This window comes from Streptomyces abyssalis (assembly GCF_001751365.1).
GTDB lineage: Bacteria > Actinomycetota > Actinomycetes > Streptomycetales > Streptomycetaceae > Streptomyces > Streptomyces abyssalis.
Map to the genome: position 1 here is coordinate 183869 of NZ_LJGT01000040.1, position 16257 is coordinate 200125.

The window sequence follows — 16257 nt, forward strand, 5'->3', positions numbered from 1 at the left end:
GCGGAGGGCGGCACCCGTGCCAGAGGGCCACGTCACAGGCAGCGCAGCAGACACCGGCAGGGACAGCGGGGACGGCATACGCGGTGAGGCGAGGGGCGCGGCCCCGGTCCCGCTGTCGGTGCTGGACCTGGCGAACGTGGGCGTCGGACTGAGTTCCGGTGACGCGCTGCGGGCCACCGTCGAGACCGCGCGCCTCGCCGAGCGGCGCGGCTTCACCCGCTACTGGGTCGCCGAGCACCACTCCATGCCCGGCGTCGCCAGCTCCTCGCCGGCCGTGATCCTCTCCCACCTCGCCGCCCGCACCGACAGCATCCGGCTCGGCTCGGGCGGAGTGATGCTGCCCAACCACGCTCCGCTCGTCATCGCCGAGCAGTTCGGCACGCTGGAGGCCCTCGCGCCCGGCCGCATCGACCTCGGCCTCGGACGTGCGCCCGGCACCGACGGCGCGACGGCCGCGGCCCTGCGCCTCCCCCACAGCCCTTCGGGCGTGGGTGGGGGTCCCAGGCAACTACAGGAAGGAGCGGACGAATTCCCGCAGCAGCTCGCGGAGTTGATCCGCTTCCTCGACGACGACTTCCCCGACGGCCACCGCTACTCGCGCATCCACGCCGTGCCGGGGCCGGTGCAGGGCGAGGTCTCCCGTCCACCGGTCTGGCTGCTGGGCTCGTCCGGCTTCAGCGCCGAACTCGCGGGCCGTCTGGGGCTGCCGTTCGCCTTCGCGCACCACTTCTCGTCCCGTAACACGCTGCCCGCTCTGGACCTATACCGCGACAGCTTCAGGCCCTCCGCCGTACTGGACGAGCCGTACGCGCTCATCGGCGCCGCCGCTCTCGCCGCGGACGACGAAGCGGAGGCCCGCCGCCAGGTGCTCACCGGCGCCCTCGCCATGCTGCGTCTGCGCACCGGCCGGCCCGGCCTCGTCCCCTCCCCGGAGGAGGCGGCGGCGTACGCGTTCAGCGCGGCCGAACGCGACTTCGTGGACAGCTGGCTCGCCAACGTCACACACGGCACCCCCGACGCCGTACGCGAAGGGCTCGACGCCCTCGTCAAGCGCACCGGCGCCGACGAGCTGATGCTCACCGCCAACGTCCACACCCCGTCGGCGCGCGTCCGCTCCTACGCGCTCATCGCGGACGCCTACGAACTGCCCTGACAGACGCTCAGCGCAGCAGCGCCGCGATGCAGTGGGCCGGCATGGGCTTGGCGTAGTGCCAGCCCTGCCCGGTGTCGCAGCCGATCCGGCGGAGGCGGTCGGCCTGTGCCGCGTTCTCGACGCACTCGGCGGTCACCGTCATGCCGAGCTGGTGTGCCAGGCGCACCAGCGCCGTGACGATGGTCTCGTCCGCCGGGTTCGGGTGCCGTGCCGCGCGGAAGCCCCGTACGAAGCTGCCGTCGAGCTTCAGCAGACGCACCGGGAGACGGCTCAGATACGCCAGGTTCGAATAGCCGGTGCCGAAGTCGTCGATGGCGATGCGGACACCCATCTCGCTCAGGGCTTGCAGCGCCTGCAGCGGGCGGCCGGCGGAGCCCATCACCGCGGACTCGGTCAGCTCCAGCTGCAGCAGTCCCGAAGGCAGCCCCGTCCTCTCCAGCACGCTTCGGACGTCCGCGACGAGGTCGGAGTCCCACACCTGGCGCACCGCCACGTTCACGCTCACGTAGACCGGCGGTCCGGGGTGACCCAGCATCCAGCTCCTCGCCTGGCGGCACGACTCCTCCAGGACCCACCGGCCGAGCGGGACGATCGCGCCGTTCTCCTCGGCGAGGCCGATGAAACGGTTAGGTCCGAGCTTTCCGAACTGCGGATGCTGCCAGCGCACCAGCGCCTCGACGCCCACGAACCGGTCGTCGTCGAAGCCGACGATCGGCTGGTAGTCCAGTACGAACTCGCCCCGTTCGACGGCGCCGCGCAGCGCGGATGACAGCGCCTGACGGGTCATCCGGTGGGCGTTGCGCTCCGGGTCGAAGAGCGTCCAGCGCGCCTTGCCGTCGGCCTTCGCCCAGTACAGCGTCGTGTCCGCGGCCTGCATCAGCTCCGTCGGGTCCGTGCCCTCGGCCTCACGTTCGACGACGCCGATGCTCGCGGAGACGGTGAGCCGCTGCCCGCCCAGGTCGAAGGGCTGCTGAAGGGCCTTCAGGGTGGCGTCGGCCAGGGCGGTCAGCTGTTCCGTACCGGTGGAACCGTCGACGAGCACCGCGAACTCGTCGCCGCCGAGGCGTGCCGCCAGGTGCCGCTGGCCGCCGTCCTCCGCGCACTGGATGAGCCGCCGGCCCACGGCGTCGAGCAGTTCGTCCCCGACGCGGTGGCCCATGGTGTCGTTGACCGCCTTGAACCCGTCCAGGTCGAGGTAGCAGATGCCGACACGGCCGGTCGCGGTGTCGGACAGGGCGGTCGCCAGCCGCTCGAAGAAGAGGGTGCGGTTGGGCAGGCGCGTCACCGGGTCGTGCATCTGGAGGTGGCGGAGCCGGTCGCGCAGGTCGCGCTCTTCGCTGACGTCGGCCACCGACAGCAGGGTCTCGCCGTCGTGCGCGGTGGGCATGAGCGAGATCTCGGCCCAGAGGGTGTGCCCGTCGGGATTCTTCAGGCGCCGCGTGCAGCTCACGGGCACCGGCTCGCGCGTGGTCCCGGCGGGCGGGGCGGTGCCGGCGGGCGGGGCGGTGCCGCCGCCCGCGCGGGGGGCGACCGGGTACCGCGGACCGCCCCCGTCGAGGACCCTCCGCACGGCGTTTCCGTCGAGGCCCAGCGAGGGCAGGTCGGTGACGGAGGTGGAGACGAGCGCCTCCGGCGGGGCGCCCAGGAGAGCGCCGAGGGCGTCGTTGGCGCTGACCACTCTGCCGTCGCGGTCGACGATGGCCATCGCGAGGCGCGCGGCGTTGAAGGCGGCGCGGAAGTCGCTGTCCCGCTTCCGGCTCCGCAGCTCCGTCGTGCCGCGCCGGCCACCTCGCGCGAGGCTACGCTGAGTGATCTTCTGCGGTGAAGTCCCGGTGTTCTCGCCGGAGTTCCTGCCCGGTCCTTCGAGGGGTCCGTTCACCAATCGCTCCCGCCGGGGGGCTCGTCGCGTGCGGATCGGACGGGCGGTCGGCCCGGGGCGCTGCTCGGCGATCCGCGCTGGAAATGTGCCGATCATAGAGGTTCGTGCTTGAGCGGAGCCAGTAACCACGGCGTCCCACCGGGGCGTTGGTGCGCGTGGGACGTAAGAGTGAACGCGAGGGTGACCGTTCCGGCACGGGTGCGGGAACGGGGCCGACCGCGTAAGGCAGCGCATCACACACAGTAGCCATATTGCCGCTCACGCGCATGGTCTAACGGAACAGGACTTAGCGGGCATTACGGGCAACGGTTGAAGGGTCTTGCCCCCTGCCCCAGTGAGGTCCACACGTGGCGCGTTCTACGAAGCACGGCTCGCGGAGACCCACCTCCGTGCGGTGCGGATGGCGCCGCGCGGGAGCGGTCCTCATGGCACTGACGGCCTTCATAGGGATGGGGCTCTTCGCCGGGCCGATCACCGCCGTCGCCGTGGCCGCACCGTGCGCCCTGCCGAGGACCGCCGCCCACCACTCCCTCGGTGTGGACAGCTGGGACCCGGCCTATCCGCGCCCGCGGAACCGCATAGACGCCGCCATGCTCTTCCTCTCCTTCCCCGACTCCCGCCCCATGACGACGCCCCGGGAGCTGACCGCCGACCACTTCCCGGCCACGTCCGACTTCTACAGACGCGCCTCCTACGGCAAGTTCCAGCTGCGCACCCACGCCGGCAAGCGCTGGATCCGGATGCCCTCCGATTCCCGCTCGTACGGGATAAGGCGTGACTGGCAGGAGCGGCAGCGCACCGACTACCTGCGGGACGCCGTCGCCGCCGCGGACCCGAGCGTCGACTTCAGCCGCTACGACCTGGTCTATCTCGTCGCCGATCCGGACGCCGGCGGCGTCGACTCGGACGCCACGAAGGTCGTGAACCTCGAGACCCCCATCGAGGCCGACGGCACCGAGCTGCGCCGCCTCGTCACCGTCTTCGAGCAGAGCCCGCCCGACCGCCACGTCCTCGCGCACGAGACCGGTCACGCCTTCGACCTGCCCGACCTCTACCAGCGGCCGGCCTCGGGGCTGGCCGACTGGGACACGTACGTCGGGGACTGGGACCTCATGGGCAGCCAGTTCGGGCTCGCGCCCGATCTCTTCGCGTGGGAGAAGTGGAAGCTCGGGTGGCTGACCCGGCGCAACGTCAGCTGCGTGCCGTCCGGCGGCGGCGCCACGTCGCACACGCTGCGCTCGCTGGCCGCGCACCCGGTGGGCGGCCGGGGCGACCGGCGGCTGGCGGTCGTACGTACGGGACAGCACGAGGCGCTGGCGATGGAGGCCCGCGGCTCGGAGGGCAACGACCGGGGGCTGTGCGCGGAGGGCGTGCTCCTGTACTGGGTCCGCAGCGACCGCGCCTCGACGTACGGGCCGGTGAAGGTGGTGGACGGCCACCCCGGCACCCACGGCTGCTCGGACGGCTCGGTCTACCCGTCGCTCGCGGACGCGCCGCTGGGGGAGGGCGACAGCTATACGACGGACCGTGGCGGCGGGGTACGGGTGGAGGTCACCCGGCGCACGGCGGACGACACGTGGCGGGTGAAGGTGACGCGGCAGGACGGCGACGCCTAGGGCCCGGCGGGGGCGGCGGGGGAGGCGGGGGAGGCCGAGGTGCCGGGCGTCCGCCGTGACGGGGGCGTGCCCGAGCCGGGCGGCCCAGGGCCCGCACGCCGAAGGCCCCCTCGCCTCGGGCGAGAGGGCCTTCGCTGTGCACGTACGCCGTCAGGGACTCGAACCCCGGACCCGCTGATTAAGAGTCAGCTGCTCTAACCAACTGAGCTAACGGCGCCTGGTGACGTCGTAGACCTTAGCATCACGGTCCGCTGTTCCGGAAATCGGTTGTTCGGCGCTCGCGGGCCCCCGACCTGCACGTACGGAAGCACGGGGGTGCGGAGCGAGGCGGCCGGGGCGAGGCCCGACGCACGCGCGCAGGAGGACCTCGGGGCCGGGGAGCCAGGGGAGACGGACGTCCGGCGCGACGAGCCAGCGGGACCGGGCGGGCGCCGCCTCTGCCTCCCCGGCCGTCTGGTCGCCCTGGTGTTCACCGTGGAGGGCCGGGATGGTCACGGAGTCGCCGGGGCCGAGGCAGAGCAGCGAGGGGAACGTTTCGGCAGCGGTGGCCGGCAAGGTTCGTTGTGGCCTTCGCCACTCTCCCCAGCTCAGCAGAGCGGGCAGCCGCTGAGCCGTACCGGTGGCGGCGAAGAGCAGCACCCTGCCCCGGTGGAAGGCGACGGGTCCGCTGCCGGGGCCGCTGGCCCATAAGCGCTCCAGGATCAGGCGGCCGGGGAGCGGCGGCGCGCTCACGACGTCGAAGGCGGTTCCGCAGGGAAGGGCGCTCGGGGAGGCGGGCCGGTGTGTCCACAGCGCGTGCACGCTGGCAGGCAGGCTGCAGGCGGAGGCGAGCCAGTCGGCTCCTGCCCGCGTGACGCAGGACGCGCCGGGGGTGGGGGCGCACATGGAGCCGTGGGGTGCCGGGTCGGAGGTGAGTCCGAAGACGCCGGGGTCGCCGGCGGGGTGGGGGCGCTGAGGGATGTCGTCCCGCTGCCAGTCACTCATGAAGAACAGATGTACCGGACATGCTGTTCTGTTTTGAACTTTGAACAGAAAATCGGACAAGCGGGGCCGTGGTGAAGTATTGTGCACGCCCCGCTCACGGTTGATCACTTGGGGCGACGGCGACCGGTTTCTCCGCGCGGGTGCAAGGCGGATTCCGGCCGTCCTTGTGCGCCGGCTGCGGCCGGTGCCCCGGCCACCGCGACCGCACCCGTCCCTGCGGCCCCACGCCGGACCCGGCGGGCGGCGGCGACGGAACCAGCGGCCACGGCCGCCTACTGGGGTCCGCGGTCCGCGAGGAGCTCCCGGCCGAACTCGATCATCTTCCGGGCGTAGTCCTCGGACCACTCGCCCCGTTCGGCGACGGCCGCGTCCGAGAGCCGGTCGAAGCGTTTGGGGTCGGCGAGCTGCGCCGCCGCCATCGCCTGGAACTCCACGGCACGGTCGGCGGCGGCACGGAACGCCAGCGCCAGCTCGGTCGAACGCTCCAGCAGCTCGCGCGGGTCCGTGATCGTGTCCAGGTCGAAGAACTGCTCGGAGTCCTCCTTGCTCTCCGACGGCTCGAAGAGCAGGGGCACCGGACGGCGGAAGCGCGGGGCGCTCCCGCGCGGGTCCGGAGCCGGGTTCGGCTCGGGCATGTGCCTACCTCCATGAGTCGTGGCCGCGGCCATTGTCCCGCGCCGGCGGTTCGCTGTGCAGGTCGGCCCGCGTACGGCTTCGGGCGCACGCGCGGCGCAGGCGCGGCGCACGCCCGGACGAAGGCGCTCCTCCAGGGGCTCCGTCAGGGGTCTCGCAGGGCTCAGCGGCTGACGGCGCTCGGCACGCCGGGGACCTCAGGCGCGCCACGGCACCGAGTGCGCCGACAGGTGCGAGAGCACCGCATGGTTGGCCTCCCAGCCGTCCGGGAACTTCACGGTGACCCCCAGCTGGACCGGCTCGGTGCCGGGGTGGTCGTCGAGCAGCTCCGAGACCCCGGCGCGGCAGACCACGATGCACGCGTGCCGGTGCCGTGAGGCGAGCACGCACAGCCGGCCCGTCTCCAGATGGAACGCCGTCGCGTCGGGGCGGCCCGAGAGCGGATGGAGGACGACGGTCACGTCGAACTCGCGGCCCTGCAGCCGGTTCGCCGTGTCGACAGTGACGTCCGTGACGCGCAGCTCTCCGGGGAGACCGAGCCCGGCGAGCGCGGACCGTACGGCGGCGGCCTGGTCGCGGTGCGCCGTGCCGACGGCGACGCGGGCCGCGGTGAGCGGAGACGTACCGGCCGAACGCTCGTCGGACGTGGCCCCATCGCGGGCGAGCAGCCGGCCCACGACCCGGGCGACGGCGCCGACGGCCTCCGGGTCCGTACGCGGCGTGATCCGGGGCGGCAGCTCCAGCAGACCCCAGCCGGAACGGGCGGCCTCGTCGATCACCTCGTCGGCGGGCGAACCGTCCGCCGGGCCGTCGAAGGCCAGACGCCGGTCGCACGGGCCGCTGCCGCTGCGGAAGGGCGTGTACGGGTAGAAGGCCTCCGAGACCAGCGGCGCCGCCGAGGCGGGAAGCCGCCACGAGACGGGGAGCCGGTGCTGCGGAAGATCCGGATTGTGCGACAGCAGCGTGGTCACGGCGCTGGCGGACGGGTCGTGGGTCAGCCCCGCCCACTGCTCCGCGCCGACCTGGCTGAACGGATCGAGCTGGCCCGGATCGCCCACGAAGAGCGCCCGCTCGAAGAGACCGGCCACGGCGAGCAGGGCGTCCGAGCGCATCTGGTAGGCCTCGTCCACGATCGCGTGCGGCCACCGCGGCTGCCCCTCGCCCCGTTTCACCCAGGCCCACTTGGCGGCGGTGGACAGCACGACGGGCAGCCCGGCGAGATCGCCGGCCTTCGCGGAGGTGACGACGGTCGGACAGGCGTCGAGCGCCGGATCGTACGGGTGCGACTCGCTGCTGTGCAGCCGTCCCACGGCCAGCTCCGGGTCGGCGGCGGCAAGCCGCACCGTGAGGTCGTCGACCTGGGCGTTGGTCTGCGCGATGACGATCAACGGCCGTCCGGCAGCGGCGAGTTCGCGTGCTGCGCGGACGACGAGTGTCGACTTGCCCGCACCGGGCGGCGAGTCCACGACGACGCCGCGGCGGGAGCTGTGCAGCGTGTCGTGAAGGATCGCGTCCGTGGCCCGGGAAGCGGCGGCACCGGGGTCCGGATCATGAGCCCCGGCGGGGACGGCTTCGCCGGATGCGGCCTCACCGGGACCGGGGCCGTACGGGCGGGGCGGCGCGCTCACAGGAGATCCTCGCTGGTGACGGGGTCGGGGAGGGGCGGCTGCGGTGGCGCCGTGGGGGCAGCCCCCGGGGCGGTCGTGCCGCGTGGCGCGGGCACGCCGGCGGGTGCCGGTTCGGCGGGCGGGCCGCCGTGCGTCCACGGGGTGTCCTCCACCTCGGGCAGCTCGGGGCCGCCGCGAGGCGTGTGCTCGAAGAGCGTCCAGCACAGCCGCTCGCCCTTCTCCGGAACGGTGCCGGGCGCGGGCTCCTTGCCGCGGCCCATGCCGCTGGTCAGCCGCAGCGTCACCAGGGTGGCGTCCCCGGTGCCGGTCCCGGTCCCGTCGCCGGCCCTGGGCGCATCCGCATCCCCGTCCCCGTCGCCCTCCGTCTCGTACCTCACGAACTCGGCGCTCTGACGGGCCCCTTCGACCAGCGCACGGTGCACCTTGACGCCCCCGCCGAGATGCGGCCGGTCGTCCGTGGAAAGCGTGACCAGGGGGCGCGGCATGGCCCGTTTCCCCTCGGAGTACGCCATCTCCACCGCGGTGACCTCGCCGGCGAACGCCTCGCCCGCGAACCGGCGTTCGGCCATGACGAGAGGGTCGTCGAGCGCTTCCTGCGCCTCCAGCCGGGCCTGTTCCCGCTCACGCTGCGCGAGCTTGGCGGCAGCCGTCACCGCGTCGTCGCGGCGGGGCTGCGGCGGTTCCCCGCTGCGTACACGGTCGCGGTGCGCCGTGTAGGACCAGCGGTCACGCTTGAAGCGCTCCGTGACGCGTTCGCCCTCCGGCAGCGTCCGCAGCAGATCGATCCCGCGCCACACCGCGTCCCAGGCGGGCCGCAGTTGGGAGGCGACCAGCTCCCTCACCTCGTCCTCGGCGCCCGGGAGGCGCGCGTCGAAACGGTCGATCGCGGGAGCCAGGAGCCTGTTGTCGAACGCGGGGTCCGTGGCAGGGCCGGCCGGCGGACACAGCAACTGCCCCGCCGAGTCCCTCCCGACCTCCGCGCGCAGCGCGGCCTCACCGCCGCTCAGGCCCTCCGGCGGATCGATCCACGCCAGCAGCGCACCGAGGTGCTGGTCCTCCAGCGCGCTCTGGCCCGTGGCCCAGTGCCGCGACAGCAGCTCGGTCATGGACAGCAGGAGTGACGAGCCGGGGACACGGGCCCGTTCACCGTAGAGCGTCAGCCAGCGGCCGAGCAGCGGTACGCCCGGGGGAGCGGGGTAGGGGCCTTCCGGGTCCTCCTCGGCGGTACGCCGGAAGCGCATGGAACGGCCCAGCAGCCGTACGAAGTCGGCGCCCGGACCGTTCGGGACGATCAACTGCGGGGCGTCCACGCACAGTTCGACCTGGACCGTCTCCTTCTTGCCGGTCTCGGGGTCGGTCTCCTTGCGCTCCTCCCACTCGATCTCGTCCTGCGCCGACTCCAGGTGCGGCAGCACGACGCCGGCGAGACGGGCCAGGAAGGCGAAGCGCAGATCGCGGTCCCGCGGCTGCGGTACGACCAGCAGTACGGGCGACTCGCGTTCGGTGCCGGCCATCGCCCCGAGCGGGGCCCCCGCCTCTCCCGCGGTGGTCAACGGGACGAAGACCAGGGGCCGTTCGGCAAGACGCCGGTGACGGACGGTCGCTCTGGGCTGTGCCAGACCGGCCGCTGCGGCCTCCATGCGGGCGAGCGCGGACATCAACGACACGGTGTCACCCGGCTGTCGGTGCGGCCGGCTCCCAGAGCTTCCGCGCGCAGCCGCGCCGCGCGGCGCAGGGCGACCGCCGCGGGGTCGCCGGACCCAGCACCGGCGTGGCCGGTGTCCGCACCGGGGCCCGCGCCTGCGTTCCCGCCCGCGCCCGCGTCCTGTCCGCTCTCCGCACCGGCGGCGTCGCCCCCGCCGGTGTGTGGTGCGCCCGCCGCCGACAGGACCGCGTCGATCGTGGTGAAGCCGCCCAGCTCACCCCGCACGGACCGGCCCAGCGACTCCACCGCGCCGGCGGCGCGCGCCCGGTCGCGGCAGTGGAAGGCAAGTTCGCAGGTGGAGAGGCATTCGGGGGCGTAGGCCGCGGGGACCGACTCGACAGCGGAGATCAGCTCGGGCGCCGGCCGGGCGGGGTCGAAGACCGTCTCACGGGGAAGCGCCGCGGCGATCTCTTCGAGGCGGGTGAGACGGGCGAGCTGACGGCGGGTGGCGGCGCGCTGCTTGCGGATGTCGATGCCGTGCGCGGTGGGGAGGTTGGAGAAGTCCTTCGGGCACACCAGCAGGGCCTGCTCCCGCACCTCGCCTGTCACGCCCGACTCCTCCAGAGCCAGTGCGTAGACCGCGGCCTGGCGTGCGGCGGCCCCGACCTTCGCCGCGTCCGCCGAACCGTCCAGCACCGGGAAGGACTTGATCTCGGCGACCGTCCAACTGCCGTCCGGATGTACGGCGATGGCGTCCGGCTCCAGATAGGCCGTCGAACCGGCGACGTCGAGCGCCAGCATCGGGTGGAAGAGCAGCGCCCATCCGCCCTCGGCAGCCGTGCCGCCTTCCGCCGTTCCCGCTGCCGCCTCGTCTCCTGCCCGGGACGGCGCAAGTGCCAGGCGCGTACGGGCAGTCCGGCCCGAGGGACCGTCGGCGGAGAGGTCCGGCAGGGCGACTTCACCCGGCTCGGGCGGAGTCTCGCCCGTACTGGCGCACAGCAGCCGGATCAGCTCGGCCCCACCGTCGGCCTTGACCTTCGCCTCGAAGGAGTTGCCCCGCGCGAAGGCGAACTGGGACTGCCCGAAGGGAGCCGGTGCCCCCAACGCCTCTGCCAGAGCGGCCTTGTCGACACCCGCGCCGTCCAGCAGGGCCCGCCTGCGGCATCCCGGGTTCGCGGCGAGCGCGGCCAGGGCGCGGGCGTCCAGCGGGCGGGGCGGGACGTCGGGCCCGCCGCGCAACTCGGCGAGGCGCCGGCGCAGGGCGCTCTGACTGCCGTCGGAGTGGGTCATCGGCGTCGCCTCGCGGAAGACTGCATCACCTGCGGAAGTGTGGCATCCGCGACCGACAGACGCCGCACCGGCGCCGACGCGCCTGCCACCCCGTACGGCCAGGGTACGGGCCACCACGTGGCGGCGAGGGCAGAGTCGGCCGTACGTGAGCAGACCCGCACCGGCACACACCGGCCGGCCCACGCGACCCGTCACGACGCCTGAAGGGGTTCCCATGGCACCACGCATCCTGCTCGTACGGCACGGAAAGACCGAATGGTCCTCGACCGGCCAGCACACCAGCCGCACCGACGTCCCCCTGCTCGACGAGGGCCGCCGTGACGCCCGGCTGCTCGGCGAGCGCCTCAAGAGTGAGCCGTGGAACGGGCTTCCGGACGCCGAGGTACGCACCAGCCCCCTCTCCCGTGCCCGCGAGACGTGCGACATCGCGGGCTTCGCGGACCGTGCGGCGCAGTGGGACGCCCTGAAGGAGTGGGACTACGGGGCGTACGAGGGCCTCACCACGAAGCAGATCCGCGAGGACACCGGCAGCGACTGGTTCATCTGGCGCGACGGTGTCGTCGACGGCGAGAGCATGAGCGCGGTCGCCGACCGCGCCGACAGCGTCGTGGAATGGGCCCGGTCGGCGGACCGCGACGTGCTCGTCTTCGCGCACGGCCACATTCTGCGAGTGCTGGGCGCACGCTGGCTCGGCCGGGAGGTCCGGTTCGGGGGATGCCTGTCCCTCTCGCCGGCCTCCTTCTCGGTCCTCGGCTGGGCGTACGGGGAACCGGCGATCGGCCGCTGGAACGACACGGGACATCTGGACTGAGCGCGAGCCGAGCGGGCGGGGGCCCAGGGCGCGCCCCCGGTTCCAGGCGCTCAGGCCGTACGCGGCTTCGGCACGGCGCGGCTCTGCTCCTCCAGGAACGCGTCGACCGCGCGCTCTCCCGCGTACGGCCGCAGCCGCCGCGCGGCGGTGCCGAGCATCCCGCGGATGCGGGAGGACTGCACGGGCCCCAGCAGCGCGAGCGCTTCCCCGCCGGCCTTCGCCGCCTCCTCCGGACGCTTCAACGCCGCGAGGTCGCCCGCCAGTTCGGCCGTGAACAGCGCCCTGTTACGGACGAAGTGCGGATTCTGAAGTGCGACGGCGCGCCTGGCGTGCGCGGCGGCCCGCTCCAATTCGTGCAGCGCCGACCAGCACTGTGCCTCCAGGCCCGCCAGTTCGGCGTCGCCGAAGAAGCTCATCCAGGCCGGGTCGGGGTCGGAGGGACCGCGTTCGAAGAGCGCGCGCGCTCTGCTCAGCGCCTCCTGGCATGCCGTACGGTCGCCGAGCCCGGCCCAGCCACCCGCCTCGCGCATGCTGAGCAGCGACAACAGCCGTGCGGAGCCGAGGTGTTTGGCCGCCTGCTGCCCGGCCTGCGCCGCTCGTACGGCCTCGCGCGGACGGCCCGCGTCGCGTGCGAGGAACGCGGTGTTGCAGAAGGCGTGGGCCTCCAGCGCCGGGTCGGTGGCGACGCGGGCTGTGGCGAGCGCCTCGGCGTAGTGCGAGCGCGCGTCGTCGAAGCGCTCGGAGTCGTGGGCGAGCCAGCCCACGGAGATGGCCAGTTCACCCGCGCCGTTGTGCAGGCGGTCGGTGACGGACTGGCGGCCGGCGGTGCCCTTGTCGAGGAGTTCGTACGCGGAGCGGAGGGAGTTGCCGGCGCGCTGGTAGAGAGCGTCGGCGCCGTGCCGGTCGTCCAGGAGCCGGATGCGCCGCACGGCTTGCTCCAGCGCTTCCGCTTCGGTCTCGCCGACGCGCCGGTGGGCGCGCCCGGGCGAGGTGCGGCCGTCCGCGGCCGCGGCCACGGCGCCGAGGGGCGGCATGGCGGCCATCGCGACTGCCGGGCCGCCGGTCATGAATGCGCGACGTAGCACGTCGCTCTCCTCGTGGATCTCGGAACAGTCTGAACAGATCGTGCAGATGAACAGGGAGTCGGAGCAGTCCTGCATGGCGTCGGGGCTGCCGCTGTGACCGGTGATGTTGGTGTGATTGTTGGGATTACCAGGTTTGGTGGGGCTGTTGGGGCTGCTGTGATGACCGAAGAGCGTACGCGATTCCGTATGACGCGTCGTCAGGTAAGTCGGCGGATTATCACCTCCGTGCGCCTGTTGGGTACGGCGGGCGGCCCTGCCCCGTACGGCGTCGCGGTCGGCGAAGCCCATGTCGGTGAGCGTGCGCCCCGGGAACATGTGCAGGAGGACCCGCTCGTAGGCGTAGTTGGGGCAGCGGATCTCGCCTGCCTCCACCCGTCCGATGTAGCGGGCGTCGCACGCGACGTGTTCGCCGATCTCGCGCGCCGCCCGGCGTACGGCCGCGGCGAACTCGGCAGGCGACAGTGTGCCGCGCAGCCGACGGAACGCCGTGTTGGGCGCGCGGTGCGGGCCCTGCGGCGCGGAAGATGACGACGCCATGGCCGGACCGTACCGGCTGTGACGCCGTCAGCACGCAGGGTTCCGCTACAAAACGGATATCTCACCCATCATCTGCCATGAAGTGCCATCCTTTGTGGCGGGGTGTGCCGTAGCCCGTTGACGGTCCGGGCCGTTGAACTCTGCATGACCACTGCGGAGGAGCTCGGAGGAGGGGTCCCGATGGACACCGGCCTAGGAGTCCGCACCGTTTCCGGCGGTGTGCCCTGCGATCTGGTGACTGTGCCCGCCCGGCAGGGCCTGGAGGCCGTCGACATCCTGCGTCTCCGGGACGGGCTGGGCCCGGTGCTGCTGTGCGACGGTGACGGGGACACTCTCGGTTTCCTCGTGCCGCCGGGCACCGCCGCCTGCTGGGACCTGCCCGGCAGCGCCTGCACCCAGACCCCCGGCCGGCCCCGAACGGTCGCGCAGGACCCGCCACTTGCCGGCACGGGGTGGCTCGTACCTCCGGAGTGGGCGTTCGGGGTGGCCACCGACGCGTCGCTGCTGCGGGCCGCGCTGGGCGAGGCCGCCCGCACGATCGAGGCCGCCGACCGCTGCCAGTGAACAGCCCCTGAGCAGCCGGGCTCCCCGGACTCCGGCGATACTGGGCATGTGGCGAAGGGCGGACAACGGCGGAGCAACGGTGCCCGTGACGGCGCCCGCGGCAGTGACCGCGGCGGTGACCGTGGCAGGGGCGGCCGTGCGCGGGGGGCGCGCGAGACGCTGAGCGCACAGGTCGACGGGGGTCACGCGGAGCTCGTCCCCGATCCCGACCGCGCGCACGGCTGGTCGCTGCTGCTGGACGGAGCGCCGCAGTCCTACGTCGACTTGGACGACCCCTCCCACCTCGGGTTCGAGTACCAGCGCAGACTCGGTCACGTCATCGACCTCGTGGCGCCGCCGGGACGTCCGCTGCACGTGCTGCACCTGGGCGGCGGAGCCTTCTCCCTCGCCCGTTACGTCGCGGCCACCCGGCCCCGTTCCACGCAGCAGGTCGTCGAGCGGGACACGGCGCTCGCCGCATGGGTGCGCACCGCCCTGCCGTTGGAACGTGGCTGGCGCATACGCGTACGCGGCGGCGACGCCCGTGAGGGCCTGGGCAGACTCCCGGTGCGGTGGGCGGACCTCGTCATCGCCGACGTCTTCACCGGCGCGAGCACGCCCGCGCATCTGACCAGCACCGAATTCCTCCACGAAGTACGGCGTGTGCTGCGCCCGGACGGACTGTACGCCGCGAACATCGCCGACGGGCCGGGCGGCGACGGCGGCGGGACGGCCCGTGGGCGGGGGCGCCGGCCGCTGGAGCATCTGCGCTCACAAGTCGCCACGGTGCGCGAGGTGTTCACCTCGGCTGCTCTCGTGGCCGATCCCGCCGTGCTGCGCGGGAAGCGCTTCGGCAACGCCGTACTCGTCGCAGCCGACCGTGAGTTGCCCGTCGCGGAGCTGACCCGGCGCTCGGCGGGCGACCCGCACCCGGGGCGGGTGGAGTCGGGCGGCACGCTCGACGGCTTCGCGGGCGGCGCCGTGCCGGTCACCGACGCGACGGCGAAGCCCTCACCGGTACCGCCTGAAGGAACCTTCGGCTGACCCGCCCGGGGCTCCGGTGCGCTCGCCGGCGTACCCGCGTACGTACTCGCGCTCCCGCGTGCTCTGCCTCAGCCGTTGTCGTACGACTCGATGCGCGGCGGCGCCCCGTCCCAGCGGCAGAAGACGGAGGAGGACGCCCCGTCCTTGGAGAAGGTCACCCGGATCCAGGTGGAGTCCTTCCAGACCTGCATGTCCCAGCCGTCGTTGGGCGTCGCGGACACCAACGTCGCGTAGTCGTCGCGCATGTCAAAGACGGCGCGGCCGCCCGCGACGCTGGCACCCTCCACCTTCCCCGACTCCGGCGGGTCGGCCGGCTCCGTGGGCCTGGACGGCGGTTTCGTCGTCTGCTCACCGCCGCCGGGCGCGGAAGGGGAGGCGGTCGGCCGCGGTTTCTCCGGCGGTGAGGACTTGGAGGGGGACGGCGCCGGCTCCGGCTGCTGCGGGGACGGCGCTCCGGGGCCCGTCGTGGACGACGAACCGTCCGCGATGGGCAGCGAACGCGGCGGCTCGTACTCGGTGCCTGCCAGGACCGTGTGAACCCCGAACCAGGACAGCGTCACTGCGCCGCTTGTCGCCAGCATCCAAGCCGTCGCGTGCACGAGTGTTCGTCGTCCCATCACTGTCACCATAGCTGCAACCTGCGTACTCACGTCCCGGTATGGACTAACGTTCGCACATGGCCCGAGTGCTCGTGGTCGAGGACGACCAGTTCGTACGTTCCGCCCTCATCCGGCACCTCAAGGACGCCTCGCACGTGGTGCGCAGCGTCGGCACGGCGCTGGAGGCGCTGCGCGAGGTCGCCCAATACGGATTCGACGTCGTGATCCTCGATTTGGGCCTTCCCGACCTGGACGGCGCGGAGGCGCTGAAGATGCTGCGCGGCATCACGGACGTACCCGTGATCGTCGCCACGGCCCGCGACAACGAGAACGAGATCGTCCGCCTGCTCAACGACGGTGCGGACGACTACCTGGTCAAGCCCTTCTCCGTGGAACACCTTTCCGCCCGCATGTCCGCGGTGCTGCGGCGCTCACAGGGCGCGACGGCAGGCGGGGGCGGCGGCCAGGGCACGGTCACGGAGCGTGTGTTGAGGGTGGGCGGCCTCGCCATCGACCCGCTGCGGCGGCAGGCCGAGCTCGACGGCGCGCTGCTGGATCTCACCCGGCGCGAGTTCGACCTGCTGGCATTTCTCGCCGGCCGGCCGGGTGTGGTCGTGGCGCGCAGGGAGCTGCTGGCCGAGGTCTGGCAGCAGTCCTACGGCGACGACCAGACCATCGACGTCCATCTCTCCTGGCTGCGCCGCAAGTTGGGCGAGACGGCGGCCCGTCCGCGCTACCTGCACACCATCCGCGGCGTCGGGGTGAAGCTCGAGGCGCCGACGGAGGCGCGGCCGTGAGAAAGGAAATACG

The 16257-nt window shown here is 73.1% G+C and carries 15 protein-coding genes and 1 tRNA gene; 7 read left to right on the forward strand and 9 right to left on the reverse strand.

Going from position 1 to position 16257, the window contains the following annotated elements; genetic code table 11:
• Window positions 1–16: 16 nt before the first annotated feature.
• Entirely contained in the window at window positions 17–1153 is a 1137-nt protein-coding gene (locus tag AN215_RS15800; RefSeq protein ID WP_070013634.1) for an LLM class flavin-dependent oxidoreductase, read from the forward strand.
• Between the two features lie 7 nt (window positions 1154–1160).
• On the opposite strand, the gene AN215_RS15805 is transcribed toward AN215_RS15800, so the two are convergent.
• The gene (locus tag AN215_RS15805) at window positions 1161–3032 is read right to left on the reverse strand and encodes a putative bifunctional diguanylate cyclase/phosphodiesterase (protein WP_070013635.1); all 1872 of its coding nucleotides are present in this window, start codon (window positions 3030–3032) and stop codon (window positions 1161–1163) included.
• Between the two features lie 425 nt (window positions 3033–3457).
• On the opposite strand from AN215_RS15805, the gene AN215_RS15810 reads away from it, so the two are divergent.
• Window positions 3458–4648 (forward strand): M6 family metalloprotease domain-containing protein, encoded by a 1191-nt coding sequence (locus tag AN215_RS15810; protein WP_070013636.1) that lies wholly within the window; start codon window positions 3458–3460, stop codon window positions 4646–4648.
• A 143-nt stretch (window positions 4649–4791) separates the two neighbouring features.
• On the opposite strand, the gene AN215_RS15815 is transcribed toward AN215_RS15810, so the two are convergent.
• The 6 genes from AN215_RS15815 to AN215_RS15840 all read right to left on the reverse strand — a co-directional run bounded on the left by AN215_RS15815 (window position 4792) and on the right by AN215_RS15840 (window position 10828).
• Window positions 4792–4865, reverse strand: a tRNA-Lys gene (locus AN215_RS15815).
• Entirely contained in the window at window positions 4856–5632 is a 777-nt protein-coding gene (locus AN215_RS15820) for a hypothetical protein (RefSeq protein ID WP_420856227.1), read from the reverse strand. The genes AN215_RS15815 and AN215_RS15820 overlap by 10 nt, the downstream gene beginning before the upstream one ends.
• A gap of 272 nt (window positions 5633–5904) precedes the next feature.
• Complete coding sequence (locus tag AN215_RS15825; RefSeq protein ID WP_070013637.1) at window positions 5905–6267, reverse strand: hypothetical protein; 363 nt, start codon at window positions 6265–6267, stop codon at window positions 5905–5907.
• Between the two features lie 195 nt (window positions 6268–6462).
• Entirely contained in the window at window positions 6463–7773 is a 1311-nt protein-coding gene (locus AN215_RS15830) for an AAA family ATPase (protein WP_070013970.1), read from the reverse strand.
• 116 nt (window positions 7774–7889) lie between these two features.
• Window positions 7890–9560 (reverse strand): hypothetical protein, encoded by a 1671-nt coding sequence (locus AN215_RS15835; protein ID WP_070013638.1) that lies wholly within the window; start codon window positions 9558–9560, stop codon window positions 7890–7892.
• Window positions 9551–10828, reverse strand: a complete 1278-nt coding sequence (locus AN215_RS15840; RefSeq protein WP_070013639.1) for a hypothetical protein — start codon at window positions 10826–10828, stop codon at window positions 9551–9553. The genes AN215_RS15835 and AN215_RS15840 overlap by 10 nt, the downstream gene beginning before the upstream one ends.
• Before the next feature lie 214 nt (window positions 10829–11042).
• On the opposite strand from AN215_RS15840, the gene AN215_RS15845 reads away from it, so the two are divergent.
• On the forward strand, window positions 11043–11639 hold the full coding sequence (locus AN215_RS15845) for a histidine phosphatase family protein (RefSeq protein WP_070013640.1): 597 nt from the start codon (window positions 11043–11045) through the stop codon (window positions 11637–11639).
• Window positions 11640–11689: 50 nt separating this feature from the next.
• Here AN215_RS15845 and AN215_RS15850 read toward each other — a convergent pair whose 3' ends face one another.
• Complete coding sequence (locus tag AN215_RS15850; protein WP_070013641.1) at window positions 11690–13261, reverse strand: NsdA family TPR-like regulatory protein; 1572 nt, start codon at window positions 13259–13261, stop codon at window positions 11690–11692.
• Window positions 13262–13441: 180 nt separating this feature from the next.
• Here AN215_RS15850 and AN215_RS15855 point away from each other — a divergent pair, with 180 nt between their 5' ends.
• Together AN215_RS15855 and AN215_RS15860 are read left to right on the forward strand one after the other, a co-directional pair.
• Window positions 13442–13825, forward strand: coding sequence for a hypothetical protein (locus AN215_RS15855; RefSeq protein WP_107374385.1), 384 nt, complete (start codon window positions 13442–13444; stop codon window positions 13823–13825).
• 48 nt (window positions 13826–13873) lie between these two features.
• Window positions 13874–14848: a spermidine synthase gene (locus AN215_RS15860; protein ID WP_171904205.1), complete on the forward strand. Its 975-nt coding sequence runs from the start codon at window positions 13874–13876 to the stop codon at window positions 14846–14848.
• 68 nt (window positions 14849–14916) lie between these two features.
• Here the strand turns inward: AN215_RS15860 and AN215_RS30760 are convergent, their stop codons facing one another.
• Complete coding sequence (locus AN215_RS30760) at window positions 14917–15093, reverse strand: hypothetical protein (RefSeq protein ID WP_338057924.1); 177 nt, start codon at window positions 15091–15093, stop codon at window positions 14917–14919.
• Here AN215_RS30760 and AN215_RS30765 point away from each other — a divergent pair.
• Complete coding sequence (locus AN215_RS30765; protein WP_338057925.1) at window positions 15092–15385, forward strand: hypothetical protein; 294 nt, start codon at window positions 15092–15094, stop codon at window positions 15383–15385. The two genes, AN215_RS30760 and AN215_RS30765, sit on opposite strands and share 2 nt — an antisense overlap.
• 139 nt (window positions 15386–15524) lie before the next feature.
• Window positions 15525–16244 carry a response regulator transcription factor gene (locus AN215_RS15870; protein WP_070013643.1) on the forward strand — a complete coding sequence of 240 codons (720 nt, stop codon included), beginning with the start codon at window positions 15525–15527 and terminating at the stop codon, window positions 16242–16244.
• Window positions 16245–16257 lie beyond the last annotated feature (13 nt).

Coding starts and splice junctions, on each gene's coding strand:
- AN215_RS15810 (WP_070013636.1), top strand. CDS start 3,458: ATGGCACTGACGGCCTTCATAGGGATGGGGCTCTTCGCCGGGCCGATC.
- AN215_RS15820 (WP_420856227.1), bottom strand. CDS start 5,632: ATGAGTGACTGGCAGCGGGACGACATCCCTCAGCGCCCCCACCCCGCC.
- AN215_RS15825 (WP_070013637.1), bottom strand. CDS start 6,267: ATGCCCGAGCCGAACCCGGCTCCGGACCCGCGCGGGAGCGCCCCGCGC.
- AN215_RS15840 (WP_070013639.1), bottom strand. CDS start 10,828: ATGACCCACTCCGACGGCAGTCAGAGCGCCCTGCGCCGGCGCCTCGCC.
- AN215_RS15845 (WP_070013640.1), top strand. CDS start 11,043: ATGGCACCACGCATCCTGCTCGTACGGCACGGAAAGACCGAATGGTCC.
- AN215_RS15850 (WP_070013641.1), bottom strand. CDS start 13,261: ATGGCGTCGTCATCTTCCGCGCCGCAGGGCCCGCACCGCGCGCCCAAC.
- AN215_RS15855 (WP_107374385.1), top strand. CDS start 13,442: ATGGACACCGGCCTAGGAGTCCGCACCGTTTCCGGCGGTGTGCCCTGC.
- AN215_RS30765 (WP_338057925.1), top strand. CDS start 15,092: ATGTCAAAGACGGCGCGGCCGCCCGCGACGCTGGCACCCTCCACCTTC.
- AN215_RS30760 (WP_338057924.1), bottom strand. CDS start 15,093: ATGCGCGACGACTACGCGACGTTGGTGTCCGCGACGCCCAACGACGGC.
- AN215_RS15870 (WP_070013643.1), top strand. CDS start 15,525: ATGGCCCGAGTGCTCGTGGTCGAGGACGACCAGTTCGTACGTTCCGCC.